Raw genomic sequence first — 13,337 nt, forward strand, 5'->3', positions numbered from 1 at the left:
TTACCCTTCGGCGTTGCGGTTGCCGGTGCGCCAGCGAATGCCTGCGTCGATGAAATCGTCGATGTCGCCGTCGAACACCGCAGACGTGTTGCCCACTTCGTGCTCAGTCCGCAGGTCCTTGACCATCTGGTACGGATTGAGCACGTACGAACGCATCTGGTCCCCCCACGATGCCTTGACGTCGCCTGCCAACGCCTTCTTCTCGGCATCCTCCTGCTCCTTTTTCAGGAGGAGGAGCCGTGATTGGAGCACGCGCATCGCGGCTGCCCGGTTCTGCAGCTGGGACTTTTCGTTCTGCATGGAGACGACGATCCCGGTGGGGATATGGGTCAAGCGAACGGCGGAATCCGTCGTGTTGACGGACTGGCCGCCGGGCCCGGACGAGCGGAACACATCGACGCGGATCTCGTTGTCCGGGATGTCGATCGAGTCGGTCTGCTCGATGAGCGGGATGACTTCGACGGCGGCAAAGGACGTTTGCCGGCGCCCTTGGTTGTCGAAGGGGCTGATGCGGACAAGCCGATGCGTCCCGGCTTCGACACTGAGGGTGCCGAAGGCGTACGGAGCTTTGACTTCGAAAGTGGCTGATTTGAGGCCGGCCTCTTCGGCGTACGAGGTGTCCATGACGGTGGTCGGGTAGCCATGGCGTTCCGCCCAGCGCAGATACATGCGCATGAGCATCTCGGCGAAGTCTGCCGCGTCAACACCGCCTGCGCCTGCACGAATCGTGACGACGGCTTCGCGTTCGTCGTATTCGCCCGAGAGCAGGGTTACCACTTCAAGTTCCTTGAGGGCATTGCGGATTGATTCGAGTTCCGTCGCGGCCTCGACCATGGAGGCGTCATCGTCCTCGTCCTGGCCAAGCTCGACAAGGACCTCAAGATCGTCGATGCGGCCCTCAAGCCTGTTCAGCCGTTCAAGTTCCGACTGCCGGTGGGACAACTTGGACGTAATCACCTGCGCCGACGCGGGATCGTCCCAGAGATTAGGCTCACCGGCTTGTTCGCTCAGTTCCGCGATCTCTTCCTTGAGTTTCTCGACATCGGAAACCTGTTCGATGGAGCGGTAGGTGGAACGAAGCGCGCGGATTTCTGCGGGAAAGTCAATCTGAGCCATGGTTGTTCCAGAGTACGCCATCCGCTGGCGGCGTTGGCACGGGTCCGGGACGTGTGACGCTTGGAAATCAGCGGGTCAGCCGGGAACGAGCGGTGGAACGGGCTTCGATCAGAACACCGTCGGGAAGCAGGAAGCTGACCACGGGCGGATGGGCAACCGCGCTGAGCACCACTTCGGCCGTCGTGTTGTCCGGGCTCCCGGTATCCCGGCCGATGGCAAGTTGATCGAACCGCGAATGGGCGCCGTTTTGGCTGAGGTATGACTCGGTGACACCTCTTACCCGCTCGCTGCTGAGGACGGCCGACGGCGTTTCGGCGCCGCCGTCCACGTGGCCAAGGGCAAAGCTATCGGCGGCTGCCAGCGAAGCGCCGTCCGCCATGGAGAGGAGCTTCTTATGCTCGATGTAGACGGCGGAGACAGCAGCCACGACCGTTGCCAGCAATAGAGCGATCACGACGTAACCGATGGTCAAGACCATCAAATGGCCGGCCTCTCCCTCCGGTTTGCGGGACCGTGGCATGTTGCCGGTCGATGGCCGGCCAGTCATCGGAACCGTCCGACGATTTGCGTGGCCGACGCGTGCAGATTCGCGGCGTCCATGTTCAAGGTCTCTCCGAAGGGCACCATCGGCAACGGCACCCTGAGCCTTACGGTCACCGTGACCGCAGCGCCAGCGGATAAGCAATCAGGGCGGTCGCACGCGACGGCGACAGTTGCCCGCTCCGCGGCATGGCCATAGTCAGCGAGGGTCAGAAGGGCAGCCTGCTCCGCGGCGACGCGTCCCTGGGATGGGTCCTTCTGCAGGACATACACCTTGGCGGCTTGGTCCGCTGCCCCCACGACGGCGAAAGAACCGCCCTGGATCTGTCCAACAGTCACGATGAAATAGACGACGGGCACCATGAACAGGAGCGACAGGAGGGTGAACTCGACCACCGCGCTTCCCCGCTCAGAGGGCAACGGGGGTCCGGTCGATTCCCGGAACCGTGCCGCGGATAAGCAAGCCGCCTCCCGGAAGCGGGAAACCACTGCACGGCGAGGATCAATCCGGAGCCGCGGCATGGCCCCTCACCTCCAGTCCCGCCAAGGGTCCTATCAGCCCGATAACGGGCAATGGTGCCCTGACCGTCACTTCCAAGGTGCGGACTCCCTGGAAGCTGACCTCCGACGTCGAGATGTCCCGGGCAAAGTCGGCGTTCAGCGCCGTTTCAATCAGGACTGCGGCGCGCTCCCGGGCATCGGCCGATGTCCGGTCGGCGAGAGTGCCGTACCGGGCTCCGGACGAGGCCGCATCAATGAGCGTGTTGCGAACGTGCAACACCAGGGTCAGTTGGATGACGGCGAGGAAGAACACCGTCAACAGACCGCCGACCAGCACGAAATCCACGACGGCGGAGCCGCGTTCCCCGCCCCTGCCGCCTCCAACGCCGTTGCCCATTTCCGTTCCCCCGCCGCGGACCGGCATCGGCTTACTTTCCGACCTTGCTCATGGCCTGGTTGAACAGTCCTTCAAGGGCCGGCCCTGCCAGCGCCAGCAGGCCCGCGACAAGCGCGGCGGACATCAGGGTGATCATGACCCAGCCGGGCACGTCGCCCCGCTCTGGATGGTCGCCGTCGTCAGCCGGATCCTTGTGCCGGCTGGTTCCAAGCGCTGATCCAGCCGGTGACAGCGTCCACATATGCCACAGCAAGAGCCCCGAAGCAGGCAGGCCGCGACGGCCGGGCTTTCTTATCTTCCCCATGTCAGTTCCCCATTTCCTTTTCCCCATTTAGTTGTGCAGGAATCCCTTGCGATCCATGCGTTTTTGTTTGGCATTCAGGCTTGTGCCCCGGTGATGGCCGGAACTACGCGTGACTGCCACCGTCATCAGAAACCAAGATCCAGCGCGGCCAAGCCCGGATAGACGGCGAAGATCACCGTGAGGGGCAGGACTCCGAAAACCAGCGGCACCATCATGGCGATTTCCTTGCGACCGGCCGCTTCCATCAACTCCCGTTTGGCCGAATCGCGGACATCCGCAGCCTGCGCCCGTAAAACATCGGCCAAGGGGGTCCCGCGTTCGACGGCAACAACCATTCCATCCACGAACCGGACCAGCGGGCCGAGCTCGGTTCGTCCGGAAAACCCGTGCAGGGCTTCGATCAGGCGCGTGCCAGCCCGGGTAGCGGCCAATACCAGGGCAAACTCTTTCGCCAGTTCGCCGCGGGCTGTGCGGCACACTCGATCGAGGGCGCCCGTGGCACTCTCCCCCGCACCCACGGCGAGTGCCATCAACTCGGCAAGGCTGGGGAACTCCGCCAGCATCCGCCGTTCCCTTCGTTTGATCGTCACTGCGAGCATGTAGTCCCGGAAAAGAAACCCTCCCAACGCGCAGGCCAAGACCGAGGCAACCGCAAGCACCGGGCTGAACCGTCCGCCGGCCGCGCCCGCGGCCACCACGACAACCGCCGTCGTGAAGCCCGCCGCGGCCCATAACAATTGCTCCGCGCGGAAGTCCAGCGCCGACTTTCCAGAACCGGCCTTTGCCAGCCTCTTGGTGAGAGACGTGGTACCGAGGTTGAATTTCGCCAGGTAGCGGAGGGCGTCCCGCACCACGGGCCGCAGAATGCGCTCCAAGGGTCCGAACGGTGCGATATCCGAACAGGTGGAGAGCAGGCGCGATTCCAGTTTCTGGGACCTGAGTTGCGGCTCGATGCGCTCCACGAACGGAATGCCCCGCATAAACGGCATGCGAACAAAGATGAGCCACAATCCGGCTCCCAAAAGAAGTCCGCAGAACACGGCCCAGGCAGTCAGCCCGGTCATCGAAGCACCCTTTCATCTTCGGGAAGGGCGGCAACGCGCAGCATGGCCCAGTAACAGAAGGCCGAGACCAACAACCCGCCTCCAAGAACGCTGACTCCGGCCGCCGAGTTGTACGCGGCTACGGCTTCCGGCCGGCTGGCGAGAAGCATCAGCACGATCCATGGGGCGGCAACGGCCAGGCGCGCACCGTTGATGGTCCATGATTGCCGCGCCTCAAGCTCACGGCGGGTCCTCGCGCTCTCTCGGAGGAACTCCGCGAGAGTGCCCAAAAGACGGCCGAGATCGGATCCGCCCACGTCCCGGGTCAGCCTGAGCGCCTCAATGATCCGGTCTGCAACCGGATCGGCCAAACGCTCCTTGAGCTTGCTCAGCGCTGCGTCGAAATGGCCGCCGGAACGGTAGTCCGCGGCAAACTCGCGGAAGAGTGCCCGCAGCTCTTCGGGTCCCCTGTCCCCGAGCTGGATCAGCGCCTCGGGCAGCGACAGTCCGGCCCGGATCGCCGAGCGCAAATGATCGACGACGTCGGGCCAGAGCTCCCGGAGCATGGCGGTCCGCCTGCGGGCCCGCCACTTGACAACGGCCAAGGGAAGCCACGCACCGAACAGGCCGAAGCACGCCGCGATCGAGAAGGACGCGGTCACAACGTAGATCACCAGTGTGGCGAATAGGCCCAATCCGAAGCACGAAGCGATGAATCCGCCGGCACTCACTTTTTCGATCCCGGCTGTGAGCAGCAAAGACTCAAGGCGTCTCGGTTTGGGTTCCGTGACAGCAAGCGGATCTTGTTCCCATGCCGACCACCAGATGAGGAAAACCCCCAGTCCGCAGAGAACGCCCAACAGCGGGGCCATCAGGCGCACTCCAGGAGGGCTGCGACGTCAAAACCGGCCCGGGCGAATTTCTCCGCGGCCGGCAAGGAATTCGACGTGGCGCGCAAGCTTCCATCCTGCGTGGTGAAGACCTTGGACGATTCGATGATGCCGTTCTCCACTCGCCGTCCCAGCGAGAGGATCTCCGTGACTTGCCGGCGGCCGTCGGGGTGCCGGCTGCAATGGACCACGAGGTCGATGCACGAGGCCACGGTGGGTACAACGAACGCACTTGCGCTTAGTGTCAAAGCACAGCATGAATTTACGGGAATTACGGACCGGCAAGAGCTTAGAACGAAGTTCGCCGGTAAGCATGCGCGATTCGCCGGAATGCGGCAACTCTGGCAGACCAATCGCACCAAATCGGACACACTAACTGGAAGGTCGCACCATGAACACTGGGGAAGTTCACCGCCAATCCCGGAAGGCCCGCAGCAGGCACGCGCTCACGCCCCCACTGGGATTTGCGCCAGCGAACCCCGACGACTTCACGGACAGACTCGATGGCTGGGTTGGGCCGACCATCGTTGATCCGGAAGGCATGCCGATGGCCTCGGCTACTTGGACGCCCGAAGGGGAACTCAAGCGGTACATCAACGAGGATATGTTTCCGGACACGGAGTGCCCGAGCGCTAGAGCGGTGCTGGTCTGGCTGGATGCCTTGATCAGCGAGGCCGCCGATACGTGCCCCATCGAAGGTTGCACACTCCTTGTTTTCGAGCACGACGAGGCGGGAACGCACGTCTTCCCGGGCCAGTGGATCGAGTCAAGCGACGAGACAGTGGGGCCGCTATTAAACATCAGCCCTACAAATGGCCCCTCGAGCGCCGGCGCCAGCGTTGAAATCCCGCTTGAGCTGTTCGAAAGTCTCGGAGCCACTGTTGGGACGGAGGCGGGCACGCTGAGTTTGTGCGGCTCGATCGATGCGATGGCTGAGATCTTCGCCGCCTTGGCTGAAGCCGGCACGAAGGGCTCGGCTCTCCTTGCCGAGGGCAAGATTCAGGCTCCGGCCCTTACTCCCAGAACCAGTTACAGCCCACGCCGCTACGTCCAAACCGGCGTGCCAGCGGAACGTCGTCAACGGCGATAGGCGATGACCGCGATAGCCGAATGCGAACCATCCGCGAGTACGCCAGACGGCGGCACTGAGGCCATCCGCAACGCGATCCAGGCCATTATTGACGCCGACCTCACGCTCACCGAAACCCGGGCCGCCATCTGGTCCCTCATCCCGAAGGAACACCACCATGACAAACACCGCCGATGAACCGAACGCCGGGGCTCCCCGCATCTACACGGCCCAAGAAATCGCCGACATACTCCAAATCAACATCCGCAAAGTCCGCGAAAACGCCAAGACCCGCAAGTGGCCCTCCCTCGACTTAGGCCACCGCAGCATCCGCTTCACAGAGAAGCACCTACAGGCCATCCTGTCGCTCTCCGAGACCCCGCCACCCCCGACGCCGTCATTGCGCCGCAGGACGCGCCGGCCGCCGATCTGACGGGTGGCGCGGCAGCCGTCGCGTAAATTCCAAGTCCCGCACGGGCCGCGTGCGCACAACTAAGACCCGCCTTCACAACATCACAATTTGATGGACATATTCAGGAAAGCCCGTTAAGTAGCGTACGATCACGACAAAATCCGGCGACGATCGGCGGTCGCCGGCATCGAAAAATTTGGGGGAATTATGATCTCTTTTCGCATTGCTCAACATGCCCGCGCTGGCAGCAAGCTCTTAGCCTGGTCTGTGGCGTTTGTCTTGGCGCTGGCGACACTGACCGGCTGCGGCGGCACGTCCGAGGCGTCGGCAACTTCTCCGTCACCTTCCGCCGCTTCCTCCGCGCCGCCCCAATCGAAGATCCAGCAGGCCAGCCATTCATGCCATCTTGACGGCAGCGCATATGCCACGCTTGGTGACGGCGGTTACACGGTCACTCTGAAGGGACAGCCTGACGCTGGCACGACCGGTCTTCCAATCAAGGACATTGCGTGTGTTCTTAGAACGGTATCTGTGCCGGATAGCGTGGTGAGCCAGATGGACGCAACCCGCGCCTTGGATGGTATGCAAAAAGCGACGTGGGACAAGATTTCGGCCTCATGGACTTATCACCCGACAAATGGGTTGAAGGTCATTCTGACTGAATCAAAGTAGAGAACTCACGTCCGTCTGGCCATTAGGTCATCGGGGAACCATCACAGCGCAGCCGGGTGCCCGAATTCGGGCAACCTCCTTTTGAAAGGAATCGAATGAGCCAGAATGTCCCACCCACAGACCGTCCGTCGCCGTTCCCACAAGGCGCCAATCCTCCAGGAGGCACGCATGCGCCGGGGCTCGGACAGTACGCGCCTCAGTCAGATCAGAACGCCTCGCAGCAGGGGGAACCTGGCGCCTACCAGAGCCAGCCCGACGCTTACCAGGGCGCCCACACTACCTACGGGTATCCCGGCGGACCGGCAGGGCCGTTCGTCGGCAAGTCGTTCCTCACGACATGGTTGCTGTCGCTCCTCCTGGGCGGTCTCGGCATTGATCGGTTCTACCTAGGCAAGGTCGGCACGGGCATCCTGAAGCTCGTCACCTTTGGCGGTCTGGGCGTCTGGGCCTTGGTTGACCTCATTTTGGTGCTCACTAATAAGACAAGGGACAAACGGGGTCTTCCTCTTGATGGCTACGAAAAGCACAAGAAGGTCGCTCTCATCGTTACAGGCGTTCTGATCCTTTTGGGAATCGTCGTCAACTCGGCCCGGGCGAGCGCCTCCAACACCGTGGCATCCGGGGCCGCCGCACCCGCTCCTGCCGCGACGGCGACGCAAACGCCAACGCCAACGCCAACGCCAACGCCAACGAAGGATCCTGCTGTTGCAGCGGCCGAGGCAAAAGCATCGGCCGAAGCGTCTGCCAAGGCGAAGGCTGAGGCTGACGCTGCTGCTAAAGCCAAGGCAGACGCGGATGCGGCAGCGAAAGCAAAGGCCGCTGCTGACGCAGCCGCTAAGGCCGGGACTGTCAGTCAGCAGAACGCACTTCGGAAAGCTGCTCAATACCTCAACTACACAGCCTTCTCGCGAACGGGCCTGATCGGGCAACTGGAGTTCGAGAAGTATTCGACCGAGGACGCGACTTGGGCTGTTGATCGCGTGACCGTCGACTGGAACGTGCAGGCCGCCAAGAAGGCCAAGGATTACCTGAAATACACATCCTTCTCGCATGCCAGTCTCGCTGACCAACTGACCTTCGATGGTTTCACTCCGGAGCAGGCCGAGTACGGCGTGAGCCAAGCAGGCCTCTAGCCACCAAGAAACGACTAACGATACGGGGTGGCAGCGGACTGTGGCGATCGGCCCCGGTTCCGCTAGGCGTCTCGACACGAGGGCATCCCCGGCGACCTCATCACATTCGCGCTCAAGGACCCGATCGTTACGATCCTGCCGGCGGGGGTTCATGAGCCAAAGTTGCGGAACCCAGAAGAAGATTGGCTGAGATCAGGGACGCTGTACGTTTAGTCTCAAGTCAGATCGCAGTAGGAATTGGGGAAAGGATAATCCGTGCTACCACGAGCAGAGAAGGCTCAATTCTCTTATTCGCCCAATTGGTTGACCGGCAAAGGGTGGCTGGTTTTCCACCTAGGTGCGAGGTCCGAGTATCGGATCCAGAAGATGAACCGGGATGACTATGCACAGCTCATGCAGTCGCAAGCCAACTGCCAAGTGTACGGTCGTTCTACGGGGTTGATAACAAGACGATGGGGGAAGCTATGGCCGTTTCGCGAGACGGGCGGATAAAGGTAGAAGACGGAAAGGTGTTCGAACGTGTCGACTCGGATGCGTGGATAGAGATAGGAAAAGCCGGATGGGCAGCGAGCGATTTTGTCTTCGTCTCGAATGACCCAGCACGCGTCCATCCGCTGGAGCAGCCTGTCGGACTGAGTGAGCAGACTTTAGCGGACTCCGTCAGCAGGTTCATTCTTCCCCGTTCCTGAAGATCAAGCCCGATCGCCCGGGACTTATTCATCTTCGGTGTCACATTTGATCCGCTGGGGCTAGCTCAGCGCGCCGGGCTGGTCGGATATTCGACCAGCCGACCTACCTGTACCAATCAGCACCGAGCGGGTTGGTGATCAAGGCCGGTTGTTCATTTACTCGCACCACACAGCCATGCGCCGCTGTTTCCGGTGAGGCGTAGGTGAAATCTCCGCGTTCAAAGACCATGGACCATAAAGCTGTCGCCATGAAGTCCCTCTTTGACATGTCTATGGAGAACGTCATCTTTTGGGTCTCCAGCGGCTTGAGCCTAACTACGGTTTGACCTGATGCGGCGCCTTCGAAAGCCCCCGACGTCGTCCACTCTGCCGTTCGGGTGACGCCTTGGGCGTTTATTGCATAAACGGTCGGCAACGGTACGAGGATGTCTTCGGTTGACACGTTGATCGCCCCGCCGTTGATCACGGCATGGACCTGATCTCCGGGCCGGGTGGATGTCACGTAGGAAACGCCGATGGACAGCGCACCCGTAAGGCAAAGGTAGGGCTGGGCGGCAATTGCCGGAGGTTCTGGTTGGCCCGCGATAGGTGAACTCGCCCGGCTGGGCCGCGAGGACTGGACCACCGCCTGTGTCGGTGGCTGGGCCGTCGTCTGTACCGGCGACTGGACTGCCGTCTGTACCGGTGTTCGGACCGGCTCCGGGCTTGCCGAAGCGCTGGATGGCTCGCAGCCGTTGGTGAGATAGCAGTTGAGGTGCCCCTGGGTCGGACTTGGGCGCGCCGTGCCGGGCTGACCAGTTGTGCAAGCCGAAAGGAGAACCACGAGAACACCGCAAGTGAGGACCAGGATTTTGCCTCGCGCCACAGACTTCCCCCTTCGCAGCCGGTAAGCCAATCGGCCCGCTTGAGGGACTGCACTCCGCCGAAATGCTAGCCCCTCGGATCTTATGAAGCCACCATATGTCGCTCCGCCGTGTTAAACCATTCCGAGGACGGCGGGCGGCCAGCAGCTACGAAACGGGGTCGGAATCGTCGTCAGCCGTCGCGCCCTTCACTGTCTGCGCGCCCTTCACTGTCTGCTTGTCAAGGAGAGCGCGGGCCTTCTCAAGCCTCTTGCCTAGCCCAATCGAAGCTTTGGAGTTCGGGAAGCATTTCAAGGTCCGGCCCGCGATTCCACGTCTTGCTGACCACGCCGCTGGGTGGCTTGCGGACGATCGTGACCGGACCCCCGGACCTAGAGCGTTTCACTTTTCACAAGCCGTTCCAAGTTAAGTGGTAGTTAAGTGGTCTGGCTCTCAAGGCAGGTAGAAAGAAGACTGGTGATGCCCGGTCTACTCCAAGGAAACAGGTGGGATTCACTCAGGTAGACAGAGGCCGAACTTCCTAGTCTGAGCTTGTTCTACTTCGCCCCAATTACAAGGTGGGGCCGCTTCTTCTCACTCGCGCCCGGGGGGTGGGCGTTCTTACGGCATGTTTTTGGTTCTCCGTCTCTCTTCCGTAAAAACTTCGCTGAGAGGGCGTTGACGTGCCTGATCCAGGCAGACCAAAAAGAAAGAAGAGACAACATGTTTACGATCAAAACCCTTGTGCGCACGGGCGCAGCCCTTGGTGCTACCGCGGCATTAGCTTTCGGAGCCTCCCCTGCGATGGCAGACGGCAACGGAGCCACTGTGATCAACCAGTCAGGCTGTCAGGCTTATGGTTGGGTAACTGTATGCGGAACCCAGCATTCCGAGGGCAACGTCGTAACCACTCCGAGCGGCAACACTAACTTTGAGGGCAACGGCAAATTCACCTATACAGTTACCTTCACCGGAGGCGTCAGCTATACGAGCACAGGCTCTTTCCACTACCACGAGCTGATCAAACCAGGCGGTGTACAGGAATTCAGCGATCACTATCACGATACAGTCACGGTCAGCGGATACGGCACGTGCACTTACTCAGTTGATCTTCACTACGCAAACGGGCAGTACCAGTTTCACAACTTCAACTACGCCTGCACACCCTGACTGCGGACTCAGCGCATGAATCGAGTAGGACGGTCTTTCATGGGGGCTGGAAGCCGTTCTACTCGATATACAAAGGGGACTGCCCCGGCTTTTGTTGACTCGGGGTCTTAGCCTACGAAGGTCGGCGTATTTCTTTCCAGAATCATCCTTATCCTGGTCGGCTCCGCGACTCATCACTGTTTGTGATTGTCGGATTCTGCGCAATCGGGCTGATCCTATCGCGGTCCATTTAGCCGTGTATCGGGCGCTCGTGAAGATTGACGCTCTACGTGTGCCCGCAGCGACGGCGTCCGAGTCTGAGCGGTACCGATGAAAGAGCCAGGCAGCCGGAAGCGGAGGCGTGGTTCTGGTGGGTCGGCGGAGCCGCGGAAAGTCGAGCAGCAGTGGCCCAGACCGACAGGGTAAGACTGAAGCGCGCCGAACGAGGCTTAGCTCACGACAACCGAGTCGAACACAAGCGCGCCGCCTTCAGTATGGTAGCTGGCGAGGTAATACAGTTTTTTACCATCGGCTGACGGGACGCCGAGCTCACTTAAGCGAGGTGAGTCTTTAATGTTCTCGTGTATCGTCGTTGTGATGCGTACCTGACCCTCGGATGTTGTACCGGCTGAGAGTTCAATTGTGTCCATGGACTCTGAAGCGTTGTATTCGACGGGATCTCCGGAAGTCAAGACGCCGCGCACGATGTCATTAGCGTCGATAATTTCATGGTTAGAAATGAATTTCTTGACGTCATTATGGGCCGCGGCCTTAGCTTGCCAGTCCTTCCCGAATAGAGCTTCGGCATAAAACGGCGTTTGTTTGGCTGCTAGTTGCGTGGCATACTCTCGTTGTTGATTTGCCGCGAAACCTGCAGAGTTAAGGTATTCCGGTGTCGACATGCGCTTAGCCGCCATCCCCCAGCTCGTGATAAGGCCCGCAAACACGCGGCCTAATTCATCGACGGACAGGCCGGATTTGATCTGAAGCACCGCAACTTTTTCCTTGTCGCTCATAAAAGGATCAAGCGTGGGGACCGTGCCGGGCACCCCGGTACCCGTAGCCGGTGACGTAGCCGTCGGAGACGCAAGCGACTCAGTGCTCGACGGACTGTTCGAGACGCTCGCGGTCACCACTGCCGCGAGCTGTCCTCGCGGATTGCCAGGTGCTCCATTGCTCGCCATTACAATCACGGCCCCGAGTGCCAAGAGTCCGACAAGCGCGGCGGCCACGATCATCCACAAGCGACGTGAAACGCGGGTCTTCTGTACGGGCACCGCGACGGCCGGGCTATCGTCCGCACTGCGCTCGCCGGCACCCGAAACTCCGACTGGGCCAATACGGTCTGTACGATCTGGATGCTTTTCCAGTGACATGGATTAATCCTTGCGCGCCTCAATGAGCATGTGAGAGCCAGCGGAGACCATGGCAAATCACTCTGACAACGGAAAGAATAGCGCATAGAAAAACACCGGCGGACACCTAACCGCAACATGGCGGCGGCAGAGAGCCGCCGCTACGCCCGCGAGCCTTCAGCTTTAGCAGGCGTAGGACCATCTACGAGCAGCAGGTTGATCATATGCTCATGACTGAGGTCTCACCTTTGCGCGTTGTCCAACAACACTAGCGGGACCCGAGCCCACCCGGGCGACCGACGAAAAGCAGCGGCTAACGTCCCGCTTCTCCCGCTACAATCCACCGATGGTTCATAGAATTGAGCATAAAGGAGATCCGAGAGTTAGGGAATGTCTTTGTACCTATCTTGCGTGAGTCGCGAGCTGCACTAGGTACCTGTGCTGAATTGTCGGCGACCGTCTGTGTACCTCGCACAGTGAACGAGCTTGCAGTTTTCTCGACGACATCAGTAATCGCAAACGAGTTAGTAAGTTTATAAGGAACCTCACCTGCATTAATGGAGTTAATCCAGAGGCTCTTTACGATAACATCATTGGCGGCGTATTGTTCTCCGAGCCCACCCTTCTCTTGTGCTGCTGATACATATAGCCCTTCCATCAGAGCCTTTGTATAGAGATCGGTTGCCCAGGCATTCCATCCGATATAAACGCCATCCCGGGATTTATATGAGGAATGCGCCGTTCGCGCATCGAGACTATTGCCATCTGCGTAATATTTATTGATTCGTTCCATGAATGCAGCAGTAACCTGCTCTGGAGTTTTGTATTGATTTGCATCAATGGCGTAGGACTCTACTATCGCTTTGTATTCCGCGTCAGTAATACCGAATTCGCTCAGAGGACCCGCTGGTTGGATGGTGGCCTGACTCGGAGTCATCGGAGGCGCCGTAGCTGAAGGAGTGAAGGTCGAGACACCCGTGCTTGGGTTGGCCGGCGCGGACGTGCCTGATGCTGGACTCCCACACGCCGTTAGCGTCGATAGGGCGACGACGATACCGACAACAGCTGCCGTTTTGCGAAACAACATCATCCCCCAATGCGATGGTCATGTATGGCGCCAGAGGCAGACTACCACAAGGGAAATCGCATCACGGTGAACCCCCTGACTCCATATGAGCTGCTCGCTGATGCCGATCCACGCGAGATTCCCACCGAGCCGCACAGG

General features: G+C 60.3%; 16 protein-coding genes and 1 pseudogene. 6 read left to right on the forward strand and 11 right to left on the reverse strand.

The window, feature by feature from the left end; genetic code table 11:
• The 8 genes and pseudogenes from prfB to L0B83_RS02945 form a co-directional block, all read right to left on the reverse strand.
• Nucleotides 1–1,116 (reverse strand): peptide chain release factor 2, encoded by a 1,116-nt coding sequence (prfB, locus tag L0B83_RS02910; RefSeq protein ID WP_234756806.1) that lies wholly within the window; start codon nucleotides 1,114–1,116, stop codon nucleotides 1–3.
• Between the two features lie 67 nt (nucleotides 1,117–1,183).
• Nucleotides 1,184–1,594, reverse strand: a complete 411-nt coding sequence (locus L0B83_RS02915) for a pilus assembly protein TadG-related protein (protein ID WP_234756807.1) — start codon at nucleotides 1,592–1,594, stop codon at nucleotides 1,184–1,186.
• A gap of 65 nt (nucleotides 1,595–1,659) precedes the next feature.
• Nucleotides 1,660–2,052 (reverse strand): hypothetical protein, encoded by a 393-nt coding sequence (locus L0B83_RS02920; RefSeq protein ID WP_308193945.1) that lies wholly within the window; start codon nucleotides 2,050–2,052, stop codon nucleotides 1,660–1,662.
• 106 nt (nucleotides 2,053–2,158) lie between these two features.
• Nucleotides 2,159–2,554, reverse strand: a complete 396-nt coding sequence (locus tag L0B83_RS02925) for a TadE family protein (RefSeq protein ID WP_234756809.1) — start codon at nucleotides 2,552–2,554, stop codon at nucleotides 2,159–2,161.
• Between the two features lie 31 nt (nucleotides 2,555–2,585).
• Nucleotides 2,586–2,795, reverse strand: coding sequence for a hypothetical protein (locus L0B83_RS02930; RefSeq protein ID WP_308193948.1), 210 nt, complete (start codon nucleotides 2,793–2,795; stop codon nucleotides 2,586–2,588).
• A gap of 188 nt (nucleotides 2,796–2,983) precedes the next feature.
• Nucleotides 2,984–3,922 carry a type II secretion system F family protein gene (locus L0B83_RS02935; protein WP_234756813.1) on the reverse strand — a complete coding sequence of 313 codons (939 nt, stop codon included), beginning with the start codon at nucleotides 3,920–3,922 and terminating at the stop codon, nucleotides 2,984–2,986.
• Nucleotides 3,919–4,773: a type II secretion system F family protein gene (locus L0B83_RS02940; RefSeq protein WP_234756815.1), complete on the reverse strand. Its 855-nt coding sequence runs from the start codon at nucleotides 4,771–4,773 to the stop codon at nucleotides 3,919–3,921. Before L0B83_RS02940 ends, L0B83_RS02935 begins: the two co-directional genes overlap by 4 nt.
• A pseudogene (locus tag L0B83_RS02945) lies at nucleotides 4,773–5,057 on the reverse strand (CpaF family protein); the annotation flags it as partial. The gene L0B83_RS02940 and the pseudogene L0B83_RS02945, both read right to left, overlap by 1 nt.
• Nucleotides 5,058–5,182: 125 nt before the next feature.
• Here L0B83_RS02945 and L0B83_RS02950 point away from each other — a divergent pair.
• The 5 genes from L0B83_RS02950 to L0B83_RS02970 all read left to right on the forward strand — a co-directional run bounded on the left by L0B83_RS02950 (nucleotide 5,183) and on the right by L0B83_RS02970 (nucleotide 8,077).
• On the forward strand, nucleotides 5,183–5,881 hold the full coding sequence (locus tag L0B83_RS02950) for a hypothetical protein (protein WP_234756817.1): 699 nt from the start codon (nucleotides 5,183–5,185) through the stop codon (nucleotides 5,879–5,881).
• A 3-nt stretch (nucleotides 5,882–5,884) separates the two neighbouring features.
• Nucleotides 5,885–6,058, forward strand: a complete 174-nt coding sequence (locus L0B83_RS02955) for a hypothetical protein (RefSeq protein WP_234756819.1) — start codon at nucleotides 5,885–5,887, stop codon at nucleotides 6,056–6,058.
• Complete coding sequence (locus tag L0B83_RS02960; RefSeq protein WP_234756821.1) at nucleotides 6,039–6,293, forward strand: hypothetical protein; 255 nt, start codon at nucleotides 6,039–6,041, stop codon at nucleotides 6,291–6,293. Before L0B83_RS02955 ends, L0B83_RS02960 begins: the two co-directional genes overlap by 20 nt.
• A 186-nt stretch (nucleotides 6,294–6,479) precedes the next feature.
• The gene (locus L0B83_RS02965) at nucleotides 6,480–6,944 is read left to right on the forward strand and encodes a hypothetical protein (RefSeq protein ID WP_234756822.1); all 465 of its coding nucleotides are present in this window, start codon (nucleotides 6,480–6,482) and stop codon (nucleotides 6,942–6,944) included.
• Between the two features lie 95 nt (nucleotides 6,945–7,039).
• Nucleotides 7,040–8,077 carry an Ltp family lipoprotein gene (locus tag L0B83_RS02970; protein ID WP_234756823.1) on the forward strand — a complete coding sequence of 346 codons (1,038 nt, stop codon included), beginning with the start codon at nucleotides 7,040–7,042 and terminating at the stop codon, nucleotides 8,075–8,077.
• Nucleotides 8,078–8,869: 792 nt separating this feature from the next.
• Here L0B83_RS02970 and L0B83_RS02975 read toward each other — a convergent pair.
• Nucleotides 8,870–9,631 (reverse strand): hypothetical protein, encoded by a 762-nt coding sequence (locus L0B83_RS02975; protein ID WP_234756824.1) that lies wholly within the window; start codon nucleotides 9,629–9,631, stop codon nucleotides 8,870–8,872.
• Between the two features lie 700 nt (nucleotides 9,632–10,331).
• Between L0B83_RS02975 and L0B83_RS02980 the strand changes: the two genes are divergently transcribed.
• Nucleotides 10,332–10,778: a hypothetical protein gene (locus tag L0B83_RS02980; protein ID WP_234756825.1), complete on the forward strand. Its 447-nt coding sequence runs from the start codon at nucleotides 10,332–10,334 to the stop codon at nucleotides 10,776–10,778.
• Nucleotides 10,779–11,206: 428 nt separating this feature from the next.
• On the opposite strand, the gene L0B83_RS02985 is transcribed toward L0B83_RS02980, so the two are convergent.
• Both L0B83_RS02985 and L0B83_RS02990 read right to left on the reverse strand, forming a co-directional pair.
• Nucleotides 11,207–12,133 (reverse strand): hypothetical protein, encoded by a 927-nt coding sequence (locus L0B83_RS02985; RefSeq protein ID WP_234756826.1) that lies wholly within the window; start codon nucleotides 12,131–12,133, stop codon nucleotides 11,207–11,209.
• 292 nt (nucleotides 12,134–12,425) lie between these two features.
• Nucleotides 12,426–13,049 carry a hypothetical protein gene (locus L0B83_RS02990; RefSeq protein WP_234756827.1) on the reverse strand — a complete coding sequence of 208 codons (624 nt, stop codon included), beginning with the start codon at nucleotides 13,047–13,049 and terminating at the stop codon, nucleotides 12,426–12,428.
• Nucleotides 13,050–13,337 lie beyond the last annotated feature (288 nt).

This window comes from Arthrobacter alkaliphilus (assembly GCF_021483235.1).
Classification (GTDB): domain Bacteria; phylum Actinomycetota; class Actinomycetes; order Actinomycetales; family Micrococcaceae; genus Arthrobacter; species Arthrobacter alkaliphilus.